The sequence below is a fragment of the Bacteroidales bacterium genome (assembly GCA_016709865.1).
In the GTDB taxonomy this organism is placed as follows: Bacteria; Bacteroidota; Bacteroidia; order Bacteroidales; family VadinHA17; genus LD21.
Genome location: JADJLX010000002.1, coordinates 528,833 through 549,825, shown reverse-complemented (window position 1 = coordinate 549,825; position 20,993 = coordinate 528,833). Strand labels below are relative to the sequence as shown.

General features: G+C 40.6%; 17 protein-coding genes. 10 read left to right on the top strand and 7 right to left on the bottom strand.

What is annotated here, in order from left to right; genetic code table 11:
• The first annotated feature begins 4 nt into the window (after positions 1-4).
• Genes nqrE through IPJ16_04195 form a run of 3 tightly spaced genes read left to right on the top strand, consistent with a single transcriptional unit; the run spans position 5 to position 2,913 of the window.
• Complete coding sequence (gene nqrE / locus IPJ16_04205; protein MBK7626391.1) at positions 5-622, top strand: NADH:ubiquinone reductase (Na(+)-transporting) subunit E; 618 nt, start codon at positions 5-7, stop codon at positions 620-622.
• A 13-nt stretch (positions 623-635) separates the two neighbouring features.
• A complete protein-coding gene (locus tag IPJ16_04200) occupies positions 636-1,889 on the top strand; it encodes an NADH:ubiquinone reductase (Na(+)-transporting) subunit F (protein MBK7626390.1) in 1,254 nt (417 codons plus the stop codon).
• 4 nt (positions 1,890-1,893) lie between these two features.
• Complete coding sequence (locus IPJ16_04195) at positions 1,894-2,913, top strand: FAD:protein FMN transferase (protein ID MBK7626389.1); 1,020 nt, start codon at positions 1,894-1,896, stop codon at positions 2,911-2,913.
• 162 nt (positions 2,914-3,075) lie between these two features.
• On the opposite strand, the gene IPJ16_04190 is transcribed toward IPJ16_04195, so the two are convergent.
• Entirely contained in the window at positions 3,076-3,303 is a 228-nt protein-coding gene (locus IPJ16_04190) for a hypothetical protein (protein MBK7626388.1), read from the bottom strand.
• A gap of 142 nt (positions 3,304-3,445) precedes the next feature.
• Between IPJ16_04190 and IPJ16_04185 the strand changes: the two genes are divergently transcribed.
• Positions 3,446-5,857, top strand: coding sequence for a transketolase (locus IPJ16_04185; GenBank protein ID MBK7626387.1), 2,412 nt, complete (start codon positions 3,446-3,448; stop codon positions 5,855-5,857).
• Positions 5,858-6,339: 482 nt separating this feature from the next.
• Here IPJ16_04185 and IPJ16_04180 read toward each other — a convergent pair whose 3' ends face one another.
• Entirely contained in the window at positions 6,340-8,100 is a 1,761-nt protein-coding gene (locus IPJ16_04180; GenBank protein MBK7626386.1) for a phosphoenolpyruvate carboxykinase, read from the bottom strand.
• 105 nt (positions 8,101-8,205) lie between these two features.
• Here IPJ16_04180 and IPJ16_04175 point away from each other — a divergent pair, with 105 nt between their 5' ends.
• Positions 8,206-8,796 carry a YqgE/AlgH family protein gene (locus IPJ16_04175; protein ID MBK7626385.1) on the top strand — a complete coding sequence of 197 codons (591 nt, stop codon included), beginning with the start codon at positions 8,206-8,208 and terminating at the stop codon, positions 8,794-8,796.
• Here IPJ16_04175 and holA read toward each other — a convergent pair.
• Together holA and IPJ16_04165 are read right to left on the bottom strand one after the other, a co-directional pair.
• Positions 8,793-9,749, bottom strand: coding sequence for a DNA polymerase III subunit delta (holA, locus tag IPJ16_04170; GenBank protein MBK7626384.1), 957 nt, complete (start codon positions 9,747-9,749; stop codon positions 8,793-8,795). The two genes, IPJ16_04175 and holA, sit on opposite strands and share 4 nt — an antisense overlap.
• 57 nt (positions 9,750-9,806) lie before the next feature.
• Positions 9,807-10,577, bottom strand: a complete 771-nt coding sequence (locus tag IPJ16_04165) for an AMP nucleosidase (GenBank protein ID MBK7626383.1) — start codon at positions 10,575-10,577, stop codon at positions 9,807-9,809.
• A 191-nt stretch (positions 10,578-10,768) separates the two neighbouring features.
• Between IPJ16_04165 and IPJ16_04160 the strand changes: the two genes are divergently transcribed.
• Both IPJ16_04160 and IPJ16_04155 read left to right on the top strand, forming a co-directional pair.
• On the top strand, positions 10,769-11,164 hold the full coding sequence (locus IPJ16_04160; GenBank protein ID MBK7626382.1) for a type I restriction enzyme HsdR N-terminal domain-containing protein: 396 nt from the start codon (positions 10,769-10,771) through the stop codon (positions 11,162-11,164).
• Positions 11,161-12,159 carry a (deoxy)nucleoside triphosphate pyrophosphohydrolase gene (locus IPJ16_04155; protein MBK7626381.1) on the top strand — a complete coding sequence of 333 codons (999 nt, stop codon included), beginning with the start codon at positions 11,161-11,163 and terminating at the stop codon, positions 12,157-12,159. Before IPJ16_04160 ends, IPJ16_04155 begins: the two co-directional genes overlap by 4 nt.
• Here the strand turns inward: IPJ16_04155 and IPJ16_04150 are convergent.
• Positions 12,131-13,546 (bottom strand): alpha/beta hydrolase, encoded by a 1,416-nt coding sequence (locus IPJ16_04150; protein ID MBK7626380.1) that lies wholly within the window; start codon positions 13,544-13,546, stop codon positions 12,131-12,133. The two genes, IPJ16_04155 and IPJ16_04150, sit on opposite strands and share 29 nt — an antisense overlap.
• 246 nt (positions 13,547-13,792) lie before the next feature.
• On the opposite strand from IPJ16_04150, the gene yedF reads away from it, so the two are divergent.
• Both yedF and selD read left to right on the top strand, forming a co-directional pair.
• Positions 13,793-14,407: a sulfurtransferase-like selenium metabolism protein YedF gene (gene yedF / locus IPJ16_04145; GenBank protein MBK7626379.1), complete on the top strand. Its 615-nt coding sequence runs from the start codon at positions 13,793-13,795 to the stop codon at positions 14,405-14,407.
• Position 14,408: 1 nt separating this feature from the next.
• Complete coding sequence (selD, locus tag IPJ16_04140) at positions 14,409-15,461, top strand: selenide, water dikinase SelD (protein ID MBK7626378.1); 1,053 nt, start codon at positions 14,409-14,411, stop codon at positions 15,459-15,461.
• A gap of 46 nt (positions 15,462-15,507) precedes the next feature.
• Here selD and IPJ16_04135 read toward each other — a convergent pair whose 3' ends face one another.
• Together IPJ16_04135 and IPJ16_04130 are read right to left on the bottom strand one after the other, a co-directional pair.
• The gene (locus tag IPJ16_04135) at positions 15,508-17,874 is read right to left on the bottom strand and encodes a hypothetical protein (GenBank protein ID MBK7626377.1); all 2,367 of its coding nucleotides are present in this window, start codon (positions 17,872-17,874) and stop codon (positions 15,508-15,510) included.
• Positions 17,875-18,045: 171 nt separating this feature from the next.
• Positions 18,046-18,663, bottom strand: a complete 618-nt coding sequence (locus IPJ16_04130; GenBank protein MBK7626376.1) for an NUDIX hydrolase — start codon at positions 18,661-18,663, stop codon at positions 18,046-18,048.
• Between the two features lie 113 nt (positions 18,664-18,776).
• Between IPJ16_04130 and IPJ16_04125 the strand changes: the two genes are divergently transcribed.
• A complete protein-coding gene (locus IPJ16_04125) occupies positions 18,777-20,990 on the top strand; it encodes a patatin-like phospholipase family protein (protein ID MBK7626375.1) in 2,214 nt (737 codons plus the stop codon).
• Positions 20,991-20,993 lie beyond the last annotated feature (3 nt).

Below are 20,993 nucleotides of genomic sequence, written 5' to 3'. Positions count from 1 at the left end.
AACTATGGAACATCTTTTAAATATATTCATAAAGTCAATTTTTATTGACAATATGATTTTTGCTTTTTTCCTGGGTATGTGTTCATACCTGGCTGTTTCGAAAACTGTAAAAACATCAGTGGGATTAGGCGTTGCAGTAATATTTGTATTGTTAATCACTGTCCCTGTGAACTTTCTTCTTGAGAATTATATTTTTAAGAAGGGCGCTCTTGCCTGGCTTGGAGAGGGGTTCGCAGATGTTGACCTGAGCTTTCTGACTTTTATGGTTTTCATAGCTGTAATTGCTGCTATAGTTCAGCTTGTCGAAATGGTAATTGAGAAATACAGTCCGGCTTTATACAATTCACTTGGAATATTCCTGCCGCTTATTGCTGTAAACTGCGCCATTCTTGGAGCCGCTCTTTTTATGCAGGAGCGAGAATATGAAACACTTGCAGAGGCAACAGTATTCGGAGTTGGATCGGGTGTTGGTTGGATGCTTGCAATTGTCGGTATTGCCGCCATCAGGGAAAAACTCAGGTATAGCAATGTCCCCGATCCTCTGAAAGGACTGGGCATTACTTTTATAGTAACAGGACTGATGGCAATCGCTTTCATGGGATTCATGGGAATTAAACTCTAACGGATAACTAATTATGATCTTAGCAATTACAACAGGTACAACCATATTATATAGTATTATAGTCTTCTTGCTAGTAATCCTGATGCTTGTAAGTGTCCTTCTGTTTGCTCGTAATAAACTTGCTCCAAAAGGAATGGTCAATCTGCATATCAACGACAGGGAAATGGAGGTCCATCCCGGATCCAACTTACTGTCAACACTTTCATCGAATGGCATCTTCCTGCCTTCTGCATGTGGTGGCGGTGGAACCTGTGGAATGTGTAAGTGCCAGATTACTGACGGTGGAGGATCAATTCTGCCTACCGAAACAGGTTTCTTTACAAGAAAGGAACAACATAACCACTGGCGCCTGGGATGCCAGGTAAAGATCAGGGAAAATATAACTGTTAAGGTACCTGAAGCAGTTATGAGTATTAAAAAATGGGAATGTGAAGTTGTCTCAAACAGAAACGTCGCAACATTTATCAAGGAATTTGTTGTACGTCTTCCTGATGGCGAAGCAATGGATTTTATGCCGGGCGGATATGTCCAGATAGATGTTCCTAAATATGAGGCTAATTTCAAGGATTTCCTGATAGAAGAACAATTCAGACCCGACTGGGACCATTATAAAATGTGGGATCTCAAAGTAAAAAACAATGAAGAAACATTCAGGGCTTACTCAATGGCCAACTATCCGGCTGAAAAAAATCTTATCAAGCTTAACATCAGAATTGCGACACCGCCATGGGATAATGTAAAAAAACAGTACATGAATGTGCCTCCCGGTTTGTGTTCAACATATATTTTCTCCCGTAAACCAGGCGATAAAGTTGTTATCTCAGGTCCTTATGGAGAATTCCATATTAAAGACACAAACAGTGAAATGATCTATATTGGAGGAGGAGCGGGAATGGCGCCTCTGAGATCTCATATCTTCCACTTATTCAAGACTTTGAAGACAGGAAGAAAAGTATCATACTGGTATGGTGCACGATCGCTGAGAGAGGTTTTCTATGAGGACGAATTCAGGGCAATTGAGAAAGAATTTCCGAATTTCAAATTCAACCTTGCTCTATCCGAACCACTGCCAGAAGATAACTGGACCGGCTATACCGGATTCATTCATAGGGTTTTATTAGATAATTATCTCTGTCAGCATGAGGAGCCGGAAGATATCGAATACTACTTCTGCGGTCCACCTCAGATGAACAGTGCTGTTGTCAAAACACTCGATATTCTGGGTGTCCCGAAAGAGAATATTGCTTTTGACGATTTCGGTATATAAAGTAATGATTAACAGGGTTTTATATTTATTCTTAATACTGCTCTTTGTTCTGTCTTCATGCAGTGATAAGCCGGCATCAATTGAAAGTTTTGCAGGCTTCGCTCAGGGTACAACATATAGTGTTGTTTACGAAAATATTAAGAAAATAAGCCCTGAAGTTCTCAGAACTGAGGTGGAAAAGATACTTGCTGATTTTGACATGTCTTTATCACTTTACAAAGATTCGTCTGTTGTTTCGAGGCTTAACCGTAATGAGGATATTGTACCAGATGAGTATTTTAAAAATGTTTTTCAAAAATCGGTTCAAATTTCTGGGATTACCGATGGCGCTTTTGATATCACAGTAGGCCCACTTGTTAGGGCCTGGGGATTTGGCCCTGATTCACATAAAAACTTTTCAGAACCTAAACGCGACAGTCTGATGAAGCTAGTCGGAATGGACAAGATTTCAATAACAAATGGAAGACTTGTCAAAAAAGATCCTGATATAAAGCTTGATTTTAATGCTATAGCACAGGGTTACTCTGTTGATGTATTGTGCGATTACTTTGATAAAAGAGGATTGAAGGATTACCTTATTGAAATAGGTGGTGAGGTAAGAGCAAAAGGTACCAAAGCAGGTGCTCACTGGAGAATTGGCATTGATAAGCCTGTGGATGACAATAATTCTCCGGGAGAAACACTTCAGGCTATAATCAGAATATCAGACAAAGCACTGGCCACATCTGGGAATTACAGGAAGTTCTATGTTGAGGACGGGATAAAGTATTCACACACAATTGATCCCAGAACAGGATATCCTGCAAAAAACAGATTACTAAGTGCAACAATTATTGCAGATGATTGCGCCACTGCAGATGGCATAGCAACTGCGTGCATGGTTATGGGAAAAGAAAAAGCAATCGAATTTATTGATAACCATCCTGAGTTCAGCGCCTACTTCATATACTCCGATGACTCCGGAAACTTCAGTACCTGGTATTCAAAAAGTCTGAAAGAATTTATCTCTGAATCTGGCGAATAAGAATTATTATAACCTTTAATTATTCTCTGTGTATCTCTGTGTCTCCTCAGTGTGTCTCTGTGTCAGTTCTTTTTTTGTTACACAGAGTTCCACGGAGGCCTTCGCCAGGCTCAGTCTCACACAGAGTTCCACAGAGGAAAACCGTAATCAGTAATATTTGTATCATAGTATCTTGCTTCCGCAAGATGCGCAGCCCGGGAAATCTTCTGTTGAGTGACAGCCGGTATCATTCTGTTGAGCACATGAAATTCCTCTTTTTCTCATTTCCGGATTTCTGGATATGTGAGTTTCAGGAAATTTTCCATTCGTTTTGAGAAGCATTCTTATACCCATACCCACTGCGGCTAATGCCAGAAATATTACACTAATTATCAGCAGCTTAAAAAACATTATTGCTCTCCCTCTTTTTATTTCGTAACTTTATGTTTTGCAAAGATAACCATCATTTCTTCGATATTTATTAAACAACACACGATAATATTTGTTTAATGACAAAGGGGTTAGAAAAAATCTCCCAGATATCTTAAATGAAATGAAACAAACTAAAAAAATAACAGACCTTAATTTGAGTAAAGAGACAATTCTTGCCGATTTCAGGCTTGCAAACCTTAGCAGGAACCTTAGCATTGCAGGTCGCCGTGAGGTTTTGACAGGTAAGGCAAAATTCGGAATTTTTGGTGATGGAAAAGAGATCATACAGATAGCCCTGGCTAAACAGTTCAGGAACGGCGACTGGAGATCAGGTTATTACCGCGATCAGACATGGATGATGGCTATGGGTTTATATGACTCTCTTGAATTTTTCCATCAGCTTTATGGCAATACCGACAGGGCTGTCAGTCATGGAAGTGGCGGAAGGGTGTTTAATAATCACTTTTCTATTCCTAATATCAATGCCGATGGTACATGGCTTGATCTTATGAAGCAGAAAAATTCATCTTCTGATATCTCACCTACTGCAGGACAGATGCCCCGATTACTTGGTCTTGCATACGCTTCAAAGTTATTCAGACAAAACAAGGAACTTCATAAATATACCACTCTCACTTCAAAAGGCAATGAGGTTGCCTTCGGATCAATTGGCGATGCCAGCACTTCTGAAGGTCACTTCTGGGAATCAATGAATGCAGCAGGGGTACTTCAGGTACCTATGGCTATATCTGTATATGATGACGGCTATGGGATTTCTGTTCCTAAAAAATATCAGACCACCAAAGGAAGTATATCAACAATTCTTAAAGGATTTGAAAGTGAAAAGGATAATCCCGGCATCAGAATCTTTAAAGGAAAAGGATGGGACTACCCCGGACTAATAAAACTTTATGAGGAGGGCATTGCCATATGCCGCGATCAACACACTCCGGTACTCTTTCATATTGAGGAGGTTACACAGCCACAGGGCCACTCTACTTCAGGTTCGCACGAAAGGTATAAGAATGAAGAAAGACTAAAATGGGAATTAGAGTTTGATCCTATTAAAAAAATGAGGGAGTGGATACTTGATAATGGAATTGCTTCTGCAGAAGAACTGGATAAGATCTATGCTTCAACTGAGGAAGAAGTAAAAGAATCAAGAAAAAAAGGTTGGGATATGTTTCAGAACCCAATCAAGGTAGAACGGGATGCACTTGTTAAGATCATAAATGACCGCACATGCAGATGTGCAGAGGAGTTAAAAGAAGGTAATGTAGAAGCTTTTACCAACGATCTGAAGCAGGTAGCTTCGCCTATAAGGAAAGATAATTTTGTTACTGCCCGCAAAATACTCCGGAATGTATGTCAGACTTGCACTAAATCAGATAATCTGAAAGAAGAATTGCATGGATGGCTTGCTCGGAACTATGAAGATGCCGGTAATAGTTATAACACATTTGTATATAATGAAACGCCGACTTCAGTTCTCAAGGTTAAACCTGTAGCTCCTGTATATTCTGCTGATTCTCCGGAAGTTCCAGGACGCCAGATTCTCAGGGATAACTATGATAAACTGTTTGCAAAGTATCCTCTGCTTGTCACTTTTGGAGAAGATGTAGGAGGAATAGGGGGAGTCAATCAGTCTCTTGAAGGTTTACAGAAGAAGTATGGTGAACTCCGGATTACAGACACCGGTATTCGTGAAGCAACAATTCTTGGTCAGGGTATTGGTCTGTCTCTCAGGGGAATGCGTCCAATTGCCGAGATTCAGTATCTCGATTATCTCATGTATGCCCTTCAGCTGTTAAGCGACGATCTTGCCACAACATATTACAGAACAGCAGGCCGTATGATCGCACCGCTGATTATCAGTACAAGAGGTCACCGTCTAGAAGGGATCTGGCATTCTGGTTCACCAATGAGCATGCTTGTAAGTTCAGTGAGAGGTGTTTATGTCTGTTCTCCAAGAGACATGACAAGGGCGGCAGGATTTTATAATACATTGCTCGAGGGTAATGACCCGGCCATTGTAATTGAGCCGCTTAACGGTTACAGGCTTAAGGAGAGACTTCCTGATAATATTGGTGAATTCCGCCTACAGCTTGGAATTCCTGAAATTATGAGCCAGGGAAGCGATATCACAGTAATTACCTATGGTTCAACTGTTAAGGTTGCAGTCGAGGCCGTAAAACATCTTGCATCTCATAATATTTCTGTTGAACTTATTGATGTTCAGACTCTCGTTCCGTTTGATATAAATAAGGTTATCCTTAATTCTGTGAAGAAAACTAACAGGATCCTTTTCCTCGATGAGGATGTTCCCGGCGGAACTACAGCATATATGATGCAGGAAGTTCTCGAAAAGCAGGGTGCGTGGAATTATCTTGATTCTCCTCCAAAAACACTCACAGCCAAAGAACATCGTCCTGCCTATACAACAGATGGCGACTACTTCTCAAAACCAAGTGCTGAGGATATATTTGATGTGGTTTACGGAATGATGAAGGAGGCAGTTCCGGAGAAATTTTAATACAAACTTATGCCCCCCAACCCCCCTAAAGGGCATAGCTGTCAACTTAAAGTTAATAGATAGACTTTAGTGTAATACAGAATGTAAAGTATTGAATATATGTCTGATACATTTCCCCTCCTTTTGAAGGAGGGGTGGCCGGACCACCTTTAGATTATGATGCAAATGCTAATACCGGCCGGGGTGGTTGATTATCATAAAGCAGCCTCAGCAGAAGTAGACTTGTTCCTAAATGTTGATCTGAGGAATTTAATGCGATTTCTGTTAAAGAGGTTCTTCTTCTTCATACATTTAAAAATTCAAAGGAATCAGAGAATCAACCACCCCGGTCGGGAAATAAAATATGGTAAATGTATGATAATCAATCATCCCGACCACCCCTCCTTCAAAAGGAGGGGAAACTTATTTAAGCAGTTTCTCATTGATCCCCTAAGCTCAGCTTTGTAGCTATGCCCTTTAGGGGGGCAGGGGGGCAAACTTACCTATTCCGTAACTCCGATAATTCTCAGTAGTTCAGTAGCAGCATCCCTTGGTCCGGTTGATTCATATCCGGCTATACCCAGTCTGGTGCGCATCTGCCCGACAAAAACTTTATTCTTAAAGAAAGAAGCGAAATATTTAGCAGCAATCTTATCATGAACCTCTTTATATTCCGGAGGGCCGAAAATATTTGCAAAATATGAGTGAACAAGTCCGCTCGATGTGGTTGTTCCCTTGCTCATTACAGCTCCTTCACTGAAAATATCAAGAGCCCATTCTGCTGAACTGAATTTTTCAATTACCGGATGCTCATTATCTATCTCCTCATAGTTATTGGCATAAAGGATATAATCGATCTTATGTCCCTGAATAACAGTCTCGAACTTTGTCACAGGGAATACGATCCTTGCATTTACCTGACTTGGATTCATAATTATAGATCTGTCGAGGTGACCGAAAGCATAGCCCGGTTGTAAATCGTCGAGACGAAGAAATGCACCAATTTCGGTTCCATATCCTATAGGGCAACCATTTTCATCAAGTTCGATAGAACCCATATCGTCTGCTATAATTGTAAGCTGACGAATATGTTTCTCAGCAAGTACTCTGAAAGCTTCAAGGGTTTCGGATTTTCCTGCACCTGTATCACCCATCATAAGAATAGTAGCCTCCTTGTTACCCTGAAGGAGTATCTTGACCATAGCTCCATGAAATGGCATGTTACCGGCTTTCATAATTATTGAGTTATGAAGAGTCAGAATCATTTTTTTCAGATAACCAAAATATCCGAATTCAGACCTGTTTGGAATTGCACCAACAAAGATCCCGTTCTTCTCATCATCATAGAATACAGTAGAATATTTCGACAATCCGTCAATTGCATTACCCGGTACTCCATAAATAAAGAGAGCATCAGGCTTTTTAAGGAGGTCGTCATCGCCGGCTAACTGGAAAAGGTTACACATTGAGAATCCCAGTTCGAAAAATTCGAGATGGAAGTAAACCATTATCAGAAGCTTGCCTACTTTCGCTGGGTAACAAATCCATTCATCCGATTCCAGATCAACCAGATCAATAGGATTTTTGTCAATTTTTTTAAAATGACCGGTCCTTTTGTTCATTGGCTGCTGTATCACAAGAGGCGGATATATAAGCATCTGCCTGATAACATGAATTGAGTTCAGCTTTTTATATTTATCATCAGAGTATGCAATGTCTTTTGGTAAGGAGATTACTGCCATTTCTGCACCTGCAGGCACCTGCCTGTAAACTCTCGGGTGGCTGCCTGTTATATTCTCCTGAATATGTCTGTATACAGTGCGGATAAGATGAGTCAACTGTTCAATTGTCTCATTGAAAGTTCTGTATGGTCTCTTATCAAGCCGATCGCCTTCTGAGTCATTTATTATGAAACGATCAAAGTGGCGCCAGTAGTCGTACAGGTACTCAACAAAATTTGCCAGTGCATCCAGATCTTTCAGGAAAGGCTTTGCATTTTCAAAAATATGAGGAACCAGGTTACTTTCATACTTAACCAGAAAGGTAAGGGTCTTAACCAGATCATTTACTGAAGATTCATTGATATCGCATTTGTAGAAAATACAAACCAATGGCGAGTTTTTCGACTTAAGATTTTCCAGACAATGATCCAGAACTGATCTGAATTTGTCGCTGGCCAACAGCTCCTCGGCAGTCTCGCACATCCTCTCACGGATATTAAGTACTGCTTTATTCCCAATAATACGTAATGTGCTTTTTTGCATGAGATTATTTAACAATCGGGGCAAAAATATGATAATATTTAATTGAAGATAAGTTTTTACTTAATTATTTTTGTATTATATTTCTAACCAGCTATTATTTCAGGTATGTCCAAGGAGCTCGATATGTTTGCAATACTACCGGAAGACAAGATTCCGGCTAAAGGAAAGATTCTGATATCGGAACCATTTCTTCCCGATACTTTCTTCAGCCGCAGCATTGTCTATCTGACAGATCATACCCCTCAGGGTTCAGTAGGTTTCATTCTTAACAAGAGAATCGATCTGACACTTGAAAATGCAATTACCGGTTTTGAAGGTTGGAATGAAAAGCTGAATATGGGAGGACCCGTTGCACCTGATACAATTCATTATCTTCATACAATGGGTGATATGATACCGAGGAGTGTACTTGTTGAAGATAATATTTTCTGGGGAGGAGATATTGACAGCATAAGGGACCTTGTTGCTTCAGGAAGTATAACCAGTGCACAAATCAGATTCTTTCTGGGATATTCCGGATGGTCGGCAGGGCAGCTTGAACGCGAGTTAAAAGAGGACTCATGGGTCATTGCCAAGGTCAGGCCCGAGATTATTTTGAATAACCGTGGCGAGGATACATGGAAAAGGGTGCTGAGAAGCTTTAATAATAAATATCGGATTTGGGCAGATTTTCCCGACTCCCCGGAGATGAATTAAAGGTGTAGTATCTTGTAAACCAACTCCTTCAGTAAATCACCGGGTTCTGTCCCCGGATCGCCGAACCCCTTTGATCTCATGTCATAGGTACGCAGAAGGCTGATAATCTGTACTGTCTTTGAAACGTTATACTTCGTAGCAGAATTTTCATATTCCTTAACAAAGAAGGGATTTACCTTCAGTGCTGCAGCTACATTATTCTTCGATTTATCTGTAAGATAATGATAAGTCAGTAGTTTACTGAAGTAAGTAAACAGAGATGATATCGTTAGTGTGAGTGGATTGTCTTTTGGATTATTGGCAAAATAGTGAACGATCATGTTTGACTTCCGGATATTTTTTTCGCCGATTGCCTTTTGCAGTTCGAAATTGTTGTAATCTTTACTTATACCAATGTTCTTTTCGATAAGGGCAGTAGTAATCATTGGCTTGCCTTCAGGCAAGGTAATAATAAGCTTATCCAGTTCATTTACAATCTTATGCAGATCTGTTCCAAGGTATTCGGTAAGCATTGCACTTGCACTGGGATCGGTTTTTATTCCCTTAAGCATAAGATATCTCTCAATCCAGCCTGGGATAAGGTAGTCTCTGACTCTTGCCGATTCAAAATAGACACCATGACTCTCAAGCGTTTTGAAAAGTTTTGTCCTTTTATCAAGAGTTTTGTACTTATAACAGATAACCAGTATAGTTGAGTTGAGGGGTTTCTCAAGGTAGATACCGAGGTCTTCGATCTTCTTAAGAGATTGTGCTTCCTTGATAATAATAACCTGATGACTTGACATCATCGGGAAACGACGGGCAAGGTCTATAATTGAAGGAATATTTGTATCATCGCCATAGAGGATCATCTGGTTAAATGATTTCTCAGCTTCCGGAAGTACTTTATCCTCGATATAATCAGAAATTAGATCAATATAGTAAGGTTCCTCCCCGGCCAAGAAAATAAACAGACTTAAAAATCCTGTTCTTCAGATCAGACATTATCTCCTCGAAGGTAGCTGCCATGATCAGAATTTCAGATGTTTGACAGAAACGCCATTTTCAATGATCTCTCTGAGGGAGTCGATACCGATTTTTAGGTGCATTTCAACATAATCGTTGGTTACTTTTATGTCGCTGGCTTCAGTCTTGATACCTGTGGAGATCATAGGCTGGTCGGAAACAAGAAGCAGAGCTCCTGTTGGTATTTCATTTGCGAAACCGACTGTGAATATCGTTGCAGTTTCCATGTCGATTGCCATAGCCCTGGTCTTGACAAGGTATTTCTTAAACCTGTCGTCGTATTCCCATACCCTTCTGTTTGTTGTATATACAGTTCCGGTCCAGTACTCCCTGTTATATCTTGTGATTGTGGCTGAGATGGCACTTTGCAGTTTAAATGCCGGCAGGGCAGGTACTTCGTTCGGAAGGTAATCGTTTGATGTTCCGTCGCTTCTAATTGCAGCAATTGGCAGTATCAGATCACCGAGAGTGTTTTTCTTCTTTAATCCGCCACACTTGCCAAGAAAAAGTACTGCATTGGGATCGACAGCACTCAGCAGGTCCATAATGGTAGCTGCATTGGGACTTCCCATCCCAAAGTTGATTATAGTTATTCCGTCGGCAGTAGCGCTGGGCATATTATTTTCTTTTCCCTCAACCGGTACGTTATTCCATTTGGCAAACAGGTTCACATAATAGTTGTAATTGGTAAGCAGAAAATATTTACCAAATGTGCCTATAGCTTTGCCAGTATATCGTGGAAGCCAGTTATTAACAATTTCCTCTTTGGTCTTCATAACTTGTTTTCTGTTAACGTTTATCTCAATATATTTGTGGTAAAATATATAACCACAAAGGAACACAAAGGTTTCACAAAGGACCACGAAGGTAAAAAATAAAACCTTAGGCTCAAAAGTACAAAACTAAGTTGAAAGAGTTAAACCTGCCGGCATATTCATTCAGAATTTCGGGGAAAGAGGGTTCGGAAATGATCCTCGATCCTTTAAGGAAAAAGTATGTCAGGCTTACTCCTGAAGAGTGGGTGCGTCAGAATTTTATCCAGTACCTCATAAATGCAGGTGAATATCCTCCAGGTCTGATAGGGGTTGAGGTAATGTTTGATCTGAACAGGCTTAAGCGAAGGGTCGACATTCTGGTCCATAACAGGTCAGGTGAGCCGGTAATGATTGTTGAATGCAAAGCTCCTGAAATAAAGATTGATGATGGGGTTTTTGATCAGATCGTGGTTTATAATCTTGGAATGAAAGTTCCTTATATAGTTGTTACTAACGGGATGGATCATTATGCCTGTAAGATTGATTTTATGACTAACAAATATGAATTTTTACTTGTGATACCGTTATATGAAGATCTGCTGAAATGATTAATGTTACCTGTGCGATTATAAGGAATGAAGATAATGAGGTGCTGATTGTCCAGAGAGGCGAGACAACAGATCATCCTTTAAAGTGGGAGTTTCCGGGCGGAAAGCTTGCAAAAGGGGAATCCGTGGAAGAGTGTATAATCCGGGAAATAAAGGAAGAGCTTTCGATGGATATTGTAATTTGCGGAAGAGTTCCGGAAGTTGAGCACGACTATGGTCATAAACAGATTAAACTCATCCCATTCATCTGCGATACACTTGATGATATGCCTTTTCTCTCAGAACATCTGGCATACAGATGGATAGCACCGGAAGAGTTGAATTCAATCGATTTTTCTGAAGCAGATATCCCAGTCGCAGAGAGCTATTATTCCCTGGTAAAAAAAGAAAATGGCAACAGAGGGGCTGACCGGTCGGAGGAGAAGCAGTCTTTCTCAACCGACAGGGAACTTCAGGATATGGTCAACAGGATGATGAGCATGAAAGAGGCTGAATGGATAGCCACTTCTGCTATCGAGAATCCTGCCATATTTAAAAAATTGTATGAATACTCTTTTTCATCAGATAAGAAACTGGCTTTCAGGGCATCGTGGACACTCTCAAAGGTATGCGACAAGTTTCCGGATCTTATCTATCCATATCTCCCAGAAATAATAAACAGGCTGGGGCAGATTGATAATGAGAGTACACAGCGATCATTTCTCAGGATAATCTCACTTAGTGATTTTGCAAGAATAAGTGTAAAACAACATGGCATTCTTGCTGAACACTGTTTCGCGGCCTTGAAATCGGGTTTTTCAGCAATAGCAATCAAGGCTTATTCAATGGAGATCCTCTATAACCTTGTTGTTATATATCCGGAATTGCTTAACGAACTCACCTCCACAATTAATCTGCTGGAAGGCGAAGGTTCTGCCGGAATTGTTGCCAGGGGAAATATGATTCTCAAGAGACTTGCAAAAACACCTATAAGCCCGAAATCCAGTCTGAAATAATCTTAAGCGCCTCAGGGGAAAAGGTTTCCTCTATATTTCCATATTCAGAAGGGAGTCCGGTTGCCGAGTGCTGAAACAGATGATTCAATCCTTCAAGCTTAACTGTTTTTACATTCTTATTACCACCTGATTTGAGTGCTTTTTCGATTGCAGGCAGGTTAACATCTGCGGCAACCTGCAGATCTGTTGAACCGTTAAGCGCAAGTACCGGGCAGTTAACTTTCTTCCAGAATTTTGCAGGATCTGTAAACATAAAGTACCTCAGCCATGTCAGTCCTGCAGGATTCATGCTCGATTGAATCTGCTTAAGACTTTTTTCTGTTTCCTCAGGGGAGGCTTTTTTCTTATTAAGGATCTGTTTGTACTCCTCAAGAATTTTCTCCGATGCTTTATTGTTATCAGATTCCTTCTTCAATACAGAGAACAGTTTTTTATTAACTGAAGTATTCTCTTCAATCTCTTTCTCATCTAATCCCGAAGCTCTGCTGATATCAGCACCCTGAGCGTGTATGATCTGTTCCCCTGACACTCCTGTTCCGGCGAGTGAAACAATAAATGCAATCTCTTTATTTGAGGAAGCAACGATGGGTGCAATGATTCCGCCCTCGCTATGTCCAATTAATCCAATAGCTTTGGAATTAATATCCGGATTGTTTCTGAGGAAGTTGAAGGCTGCTTCCGCATCAGTTGCGAAATCAGCCGAAGTAGCATTAAATGGGCTACCCTGTGATTTTCCAACTCCTCTGTCGTCGTATCTCAGAACAGCTATTCCATTACGTGTCAGATAATCAGCAATAACAAGGAATGGTTTATGTCCCATAAGTTCCTCATCCCTGTTCTGAGCTCCCGATCCGGTTATCAGCACAACTGCGGGAAAAGGTCCTTTGCCAGCCGGCATGGTTAATGTACCAGCGAGTTTAATATTGAATTTATCATTATTAAAGGTAACATCTTCAGCCGTATACGGGAAAGGTGCTTTCGGTTCCTGCGGCCTGTTTATTGCAAAAGCAGCCTTTAACTTAACAATATTAAGAGGAAGGGAATTACCTGCCTGCTTCCATGTGCCTTCAATCAGCGTGTCATTTTTTACTGTTCCATTATACTCGGCCAGCATCATAGGTGCAACAATCCTGAGAGTTTCACCTGTGTATGTGACTTTCCCCATTTTTATGTTTTTTGCCCCCTGATCGGGACTGTCGAGAGTTGCAGAAAGAGTGTCCTTACCTGTAAGTGAAATGTTAAAAACAATTCTGAGTTCAATAGCACCTGTGTTTATCTTTCCCAGCCATGATCCGGTAATGGCTTTATAATCTATCTCTTGCGATTTAGCGGACTGTGAAATAATTAACAGACAAACTACAGTTAACAGAATGAGAAATTTTTTCATGGCGTTTTTTTTGAGGATCAAAGATATTATATTTCCCAAATAAGTATCCGCTCTAATCTGCCAAAAAATCTAACTGCCACCAAGACACAAAGACGCCAGGGATCACCAAGAGTTTATCATATTATGACCTATGCCTGGTGTAACTTTGTGCCTTTGAGACTTGGTGGCAAGTATTCCATCAAACTGAGTGAAGCCGAAATTCAACATTTCTTTACTACTTTTGCAGTCTAATTTTTATTTCATATAATGAGAATTGTCGATACAAAAGGACAGCTTTGTCCTGCCCCGTTGATTGCAACGAAAAGAGCGCTGAAGGAAACTGCAGTTGGAGATTCATTTGTTGTACTTACTGATAATCTTACTTCATTTAATAATGTCAGCCGTTTCTTAAAGGATAATAAAACCGGATTTCAGGTTAGCGAAAAAGATGGAGTCTGGTCGATGATTGTTACTAAGAGTACCGGAGAATTGCTTAATCCAAAAGCAGAAGACTATTGTGAAACACCAATTGCCCATTTTGAACAGGGTAACTTTATTGTAGTGATAAGTTCCGAGAAAATGGGTGAGGGTGATGCTGAGCTTGGTAGTCTGCTCATCACAAATTTTATCAAAGCACTTAAAGACCTTGATAAGCTGCCGCGCAAAATATTATTCTACAACAGCGGTGTTAAACTTGTTACCAAAAGTTCACCGGTGATAGATCATCTCAGGGATCTTGAAAAGATGGGAGTTGAGTTACTTCTCTGCGCCACATGTGTAAATTTCTATAAACTTGAAGATCAGACAGGAGCAGGGATTCTGAGCAATATGTATGTTATTGCCGAGGCTATGGCATCTGCCGGAAATATCATAAAACCATGATATGTCAGAAAAATTAAATGTTGATCTGCTAAAGATGGTGGAGCACGGCGGCTGCTCGTCAAAGATCTCTCCAAAACAGCTGGAAGAATTTCTTAAGTATCTCCCGCTGCCTGAAGATCCGAATATTCTTGTTGATATTGATACTCATGATGATGCGGGTGTTTACAGGGTAAATGATGATCTTGCACTTGTTTTTACAACCGACTTTTTTCCTCCCGTTTGCAGCGACCCTTATGAGTTTGGCCAAATAGCTGCTGCAAACTCAATTAGCGATGTTTATGCTATGGGTGGTGATCCTGTTCTTGCTCTAAACATTATGATGTTTCCGGCAGGTAAGCTTCCTATGGAAGCATATGCAGAAATACTGAAAGGCGGATTTGACAAAGCTACTGAAGCAGGTGTCAGAATAATTGGTGGTCATACAATTGATGATTCTCCTCCAAAGTACGGACTTGCTGTTATCGGGTATGTACATCCGAAGAAAGTACTGACCAATTCAGGCGCCAGGCCCGGAGATTCCCTGATACTTACAAAGCCGATAGGTACCGGAGTGATTATGGCAGGTCAGCGACTTGGAATAAGCTCTGATAATGATATAGCTGAGGCAAAAAGACTGATGAAACTTCTTAATAAGTCCGGGGCAGATGTTATGAAGAAATATAACCTCAGGGCAGCAACTGATATTACAGGATTTGGTCTTGCCGGTCATGCTCTTAAGATGGCAAAAGCAAGTAATGTCTCTATCAGATTGAACATGAAAAAAGTACCATTGATTGGCAGCGTTTACAACCTCACAGATGAAGGATGTATTCCGGGTGCTTCGTTCCGGAACCTTGAATATGTTGAGGAGTTCCTTCATGTCGGAGAGGGACTCGACTATAATCTGAAGATGGTTGCCTTTGACGCCCAGACTTCAGGCGGATTGCTTATGTGCGTTCCGGCTGATAAAGTTTTTGAAATATTGAGTGGTCTTAAAAATGCAGGGCTTTCAGAATCTGAAATTATTGGTGAGGTCACTGAAAAAAAGGATAAGCATTTGTATTTGATTAATTGAGTGGAGACGCCATGCATGGCGTCTCTACACCAATCTGATTATAAGGTTATTCTACAGTCAGATAATAATCCCTGTAGTTTCCTCTTTTATCTTTCTCATTAATGGGATTGGCATCCAAAACCCAGATCCCGCGTCCATGAGTGGCAATAATTATCATATTATCTCTCGGATGAATTGTCAGGTCATGAACATATGCAAACGGCAGGTTGCCAAGTACTTCCCACTTCTTTCCTCCGTCTTTTGTGACAAATACGCCGGCATCGGTACCAACATAAAGAATGGATGGATTAACCGGATCTTCCCTGATAACATTTACAGGACCAACAGGTATATTCGCGGATATATCCTGCCATGTATCTCCGAAATCAGTTGATTTCCATATATATACCTGAAAATCATCGTCTCTTCTGCCTGTCTGGGTCATATATACAGTTCCAATTTCATAGGCTGATGCTATTATCCTCGAGACAAATTTCTTAGGTACTGCACCATTTCTTATCTCTGTCCAGCTTTTGCCTTCATCCTTTGTTCTCCAGATCCTGCCATCGTCAGTACCGGCATAAAGAAGACCAAAACGCAAAGGCGACTCATCAAGTACTGAGATAGTCTGGTAATTTATATCACCTCTTTTTGCCGGGTCGTTGTATGAAAGGTCGGGACTGATAAACTCCCACGTGTCTCCTTTATCCCTTGATCTCATAACGAACTGCATTCCGTGATAGATAATATCAGGATTATGTTTTGATATAACTGAAGGAGCTACCCATTCACCCCTTAAAGGCTCCTCGCCCGGTAACCTCTGAGGAAGAAGATCTTTTGTGCTTCCCGGATAATCACTTATTGTTGCTCTGGCCAGTGCGCCATAGAATGTACTGGAATAGATTGTGTTATTATCGACAGGATTGACAGCATGTGTACTTCCTTCTGCTCCCAGAATGTTTTTAAATTCAGTTGCCGGAACCCTGTCTCTGCCTCTGCTAAGGTCGACAGGTCCGTAAAAGCTGTGATGATCCTGAATCGATCCGAATACCCTGAAAGGAGTACTAAAGTCGTAAGCGACATTATAAAACTGTGCCAGAGGTAGTTCAGTAATTGGTATTTTCCAGTTTTTGCCTTTGTCGTAAGATATCGCAAGCCCGCCATCCTGAACATTAAGAAGATAATCTGAATTTGCAGGATCTATCCACAAGCCATGATGATCGACATGCATACCTCTTAACGACTTGAAAGTTTTTCCACCATCAGTTGACTGGTTAAGCTGGATTCCCATTGTGTAAAGTATGTTTTCATTATTCGGATCGACCCTAATCTGCCCGAATACCCAGCCATATGTTGCTGAATGTCTTTCCATAAATGTCTTCTGATCAGCAGTAAGACCACTTACCTGTGACCATCTGGCGCCGGCATTATCAGTACGATAAATTGTGGCTCCTTTTATTATATCCCTTCTCTGTCGGCTATATGAATCCAGTTCCCCAGGTTTTGCCTTGCTGGCAATTTCGTAGTTATCAACATAGGCATAAAGCACTTTAGGATTTGAAGCAGCTATATCGATGCCTATTCTTCCGCGCATATTAGGAGCAGGTAGTCCTTCATTGATCTTATTCCAGCTCTTTCCGGCGTCGGTTGATTTCCAGATACCGTTGTTCATTGTTGTCTCATAAGTTCTTGGATCATTCCATTTCAGCCTCATCCGTTCCCATGTTGTGCAATAAAGTGTATTGGGATCCTTAGGATCGAGTACAAGGTCGTAAACGCCGGTGTTTTCATCTGCATAGAGAATTTTTGTCCAGCTCTTTCCTCCGTCAGTTGTCTTAAATAAACCCCGGTCTTCATTTGGTGTCCATTCATGGCCCGTGGCTGCAACATAAACAATATCTGAGTTTTTGGGATTCACCCTGATACGTCCGATAGTGAAAGTATTTTCCAGACCAGTCAGGTTCCAGCTCTTACCTCCGTCAGTTGTTTTGAATACACCGCAGCCGGCATTTGAACTTCTGAAAATATTTGCTTCACCTGTTCCTACCCAGACTACTTCGGGGTTATTCGGATCAATCGCAATGTCGCCGATTGAAGCAGATGGCATACCATCAAATACAGGTTCAAACGTAGTTCCTTCATTTACTGATTTCCAAACACCCCCGGTTGCAGATCCTACCCATATTGTGTAACTTTTCCCGTGAGGTGTGATTGCTTCTACATCAGTGCATCTGCCGCTGATGTTGGTCGGACCGATATATTGCCATTTCAGATCTTTGAATGGTGAAGTTGCTTTCATTTCTGTCTGTTTGAAGAAGAGAGAGGCTTTCTCTTTTCCTGATAATATCGGGTTTTTAATCTGTCCGGAGAGAGTCAAAGGCAGGAATAAGAAAGAGAAAATTAATCCTGTTGATCCAATTAGGTTCTTATTCATATTTTCGTTTTTTGTAGTAGTTTTCTTATTTACACAGAGTTACACTGAGGATACACAGAGTTTCACAGAGAAATCTGTAATAATTACTCTGTGTCTCTCTGTGCAAGCCTTTGCTTGTCTAAGGCCTCTGTGTCTCTCTGTGTCAGTTCTTAAAGAATGAAATTATAATTTTTAATCAAACTTTGCCTCAAATAGTTTATGTTTTTTTGCCTCAAAGCATAATTTGATTTGATTGTAAGTATTTCTTTCAACAGATAATTCCGGAAGATTATCCAGTTCAAAGAAACCTGAATCGAGTGTCTCAGAGTTTTTTGCAAAGCTGTGGTCAATAAGCTCACACTCAACGAGGATCTTGTATATTGTAAAAGGATAGATAAAATCGTTCTGTCTGTTTGCAAGGTGAATGGCGATGATCCTCCCCGGCTTAACAGTAGCACCTGCTTCTTCAATGCACTCCCTTACAGCTGATTCGCTCACTGAAGAGTTTACATCTGCCCATCCTCCGGGAAGTGACCACCTGCCATCGATCTTTTCTTTTACCATCAGGATCTTCTCATCCCTGATAACGGCAGCCCTAACGTCAACCTTTGGGGTCTGATAACCGGTTTCCGAGGCAAAGAGGTTTCTTATTATTGTCTTGTCGATATCTGTATATTCATGAATAATATTAACCGACAGATCTCTGATCTTTTCGTATCTGTCAATATCATACTGGTTTTCTGCAAATGTCAGTCCGGCCTGAGCTATTGACTGAAGTTCGGTTGCCCATTCTAGCCATTTCGTGTTCATATCATCTGATTGAAAATTCAAAAAAGAAATATAATCATTAATTCAAACGTTAAGATGAATATAATACATCACTTTTGTATGTAAATTTGATTTTATTTTTTTTACTGACCGCAATGTTTACTCTTTCTCCCCGTCTTTTCAACATGGTAATACTTGTCATTTTATTATTAATGATTAGTGGTTCTGTGTCGGGACAATCGTCTGCTGATCAGGTAAAACGTCCAAAAGTTGCTGTTGTTTTAAGCGGGGGAGGAGCTAAGGGATTTTCTCATATAGGTGTTCTTAAGATCCTGGAAAAGGAGGGTATTCCAATCGATATGATAGTAGGCACTAGCATTGGAAGTCTTGTCGGAGGAATTTACTCACTAGGATATTCAGCCGGTGAGCTTGAAGAGATCTGTAAAACCCAGGACTGGCAGACACTTCTTCTTGATGAGCTTCCCAGGTTTTATCTTTCGAAGGATGACAGGGCTCTTCAGCAGAAATACCTGTTCAATCTTCATATCGATGAGAAGAAGAGAATTACTTTGCCACAGGGTGTAATTAAGGGGCAAAACGTGCTGAACCTTCTTTGCGGACTAACAGGAAATGTCCCGTCTGATATGGATTTCAGCAAGTTACCAATTCCATATGCCTGTGTTGCCGCAAATCTGGAAACCGGTCAGGAGGTTGTCTTAACACAAGGCTCTCTTCCTACTGCCATGTATGCCAGTATGGCTGTTCCGGGAGTTTTTCAATATCCTGAAAGGGAAGATCTTGTACTTATCGACGGGGGAGTGGTAAATAATTTCCCGGTAGATGTTGCAAAAAGGATGGGCGCAGATATAATCATTGGAGTTGATATCTCGGATGAATTTTATGCGAGAGATAAGATCAAGTCGATGCAGGAGGTCTTTACCCAGCTGATCGGATTCCTTGATCAGACTAAAGACTCTGCAAATGCCGGACTATGTGATCTGATTATCAAGCCAGATGTTACAGGGTACAACCTGATGAGTTTCAGTAACGAAGCTGTGGATACTTTGATTATGAGAGGAGAAGTTGCTGCTGAAAAAGTAATTGAAAAGATCAGGAAACTCAAGACTGATAATAATCTTGAGCCCCGTGTCCTTACTGAAAAGTATGTAGCTCCTGAGAAATGGTTTATTACGAATTTCTCACTAACAGGTAAATTTAAAGTTGATGCCGGCTTTCTCTTAAGGAGTGTGGATATTGATTTGCCCGGTTACTATTCCTATGAGGAAATAAAAGGAATTATAAATCAAATGTATGGATACGGGATATTCGACAAGATCTACTTCAACCTGTTTGATAATGAAAAAGGAAAAACTCTTAATCTGAATATTGTTGAGAAAAATGTTGTGACACAGCATGTTGGTTTCAAGGTGAATACAACTGATGCAGCAGCCCTGATGCTTAATTTAACAAGTAAAAACTACGGTAACAGGTTTGGGCAGATTTCAGCGAGTACAGAACTTTCAGCAAACCCCGGGGCAAGTTTTTCTGCTGAGACAAACAGGGGCAATTTCCCGATAGCGGGTATAGAGATCAAGGGAAAATACCAGAACTATGATATCTTCGAGAACAGGGAAAAGCTATATGAAGCAAACTTGTTTTATTCCTCGGGAGCAGTCTATTTATATAAACGGTTCCATCATCAGAATATCGCCGGACTTGGAATTAAGGAGGAGTTTTACAGCGGCGACATATTCAGCCGCAGCAATACAGATATTGTTAATTATGAGAAGAACAGCTATCTGACAAATTTTTACACCTGGCTTTCAGTTGACAACCTCGATGATTATTATTTCCCGAAAAAGGGAATCGAATTATATACTGAATATTCCCTTCAGGGAGTGCCAGGAAAGAGCAGCGATCTTAGCCATATCCTTCTATTCAGGATGAGGAACGTCATTCCTGTTTCAAAAAGAGTTACCTGCCTTTTCAATGTTTATAACCGTACAATTCTTAGTACAGCATTTCCTGTCTTTAAAGGTACTATTGCCGGTGGGGCTCCATATTCCCAATACTTTGATTTTCACATCCCTTTCATAGGTTTATCGCCTGTTAACCTTATAGACAGGTTTGCTCTTTCAGGTTTAGCCGGTGTAAGATTCAGATTATCAGAAAACAATTATGCTTCAATACTGGCTAACACACTTTATCAAAGCGATGAAATATTCAATTCTGCAAACAGCAAAGTGATTTGGGGCGGCGGTATTGATTATTCAATAAAAACAGTATTTGGACCAATTGATTTATTACTGGGATATTCAAATGCTGTAAAAGCACCGACTTTCTCAGCCAACTTCGGTTACTGGTTCTGATCT

Coding starts and splice junctions, on each gene's coding strand:
- nqrE (MBK7626391.1), top strand. CDS start 5: ATGGAACATCTTTTAAATATATTCATAAAGTCAATTTTTATTGACAAT.
- IPJ16_04200 (MBK7626390.1), top strand. CDS start 636: ATGATCTTAGCAATTACAACAGGTACAACCATATTATATAGTATTATA.
- IPJ16_04195 (MBK7626389.1), top strand. CDS start 1,894: ATGATTAACAGGGTTTTATATTTATTCTTAATACTGCTCTTTGTTCTG.
- IPJ16_04190 (MBK7626388.1), bottom strand. CDS start 3,303: ATGTTTTTTAAGCTGCTGATAATTAGTGTAATATTTCTGGCATTAGCC.
- IPJ16_04185 (MBK7626387.1), top strand. CDS start 3,446: ATGAAACAAACTAAAAAAATAACAGACCTTAATTTGAGTAAAGAGACA.
- IPJ16_04180 (MBK7626386.1), bottom strand. CDS start 8,100: ATGCAAAAAAGCACATTACGTATTATTGGGAATAAAGCAGTACTTAAT.
- IPJ16_04175 (MBK7626385.1), top strand. CDS start 8,206: ATGTCCAAGGAGCTCGATATGTTTGCAATACTACCGGAAGACAAGATT.
- IPJ16_04165 (MBK7626383.1), bottom strand. CDS start 10,577: ATGAAGACCAAAGAGGAAATTGTTAATAACTGGCTTCCACGATATACT.
- IPJ16_04160 (MBK7626382.1), top strand. CDS start 10,769: ATGATCCTCGATCCTTTAAGGAAAAAGTATGTCAGGCTTACTCCTGAA.
- IPJ16_04155 (MBK7626381.1), top strand. CDS start 11,161: ATGATTAATGTTACCTGTGCGATTATAAGGAATGAAGATAATGAGGTG.
- IPJ16_04150 (MBK7626380.1), bottom strand. CDS start 13,546: ATGAAAAAATTTCTCATTCTGTTAACTGTAGTTTGTCTGTTAATTATT.
- yedF (MBK7626379.1), top strand. CDS start 13,793: ATGAGAATTGTCGATACAAAAGGACAGCTTTGTCCTGCCCCGTTGATT.
- selD (MBK7626378.1), top strand. CDS start 14,409: ATGTCAGAAAAATTAAATGTTGATCTGCTAAAGATGGTGGAGCACGGC.
- IPJ16_04135 (MBK7626377.1), bottom strand. CDS start 17,874: ATGAATAAGAACCTAATTGGATCAACAGGATTAATTTTCTCTTTCTTA.
- IPJ16_04130 (MBK7626376.1), bottom strand. CDS start 18,663: ATGAACACGAAATGGCTAGAATGGGCAACCGAACTTCAGTCAATAGCT.
- IPJ16_04125 (MBK7626375.1), top strand. CDS start 18,777: ATGTTTACTCTTTCTCCCCGTCTTTTCAACATGGTAATACTTGTCATT.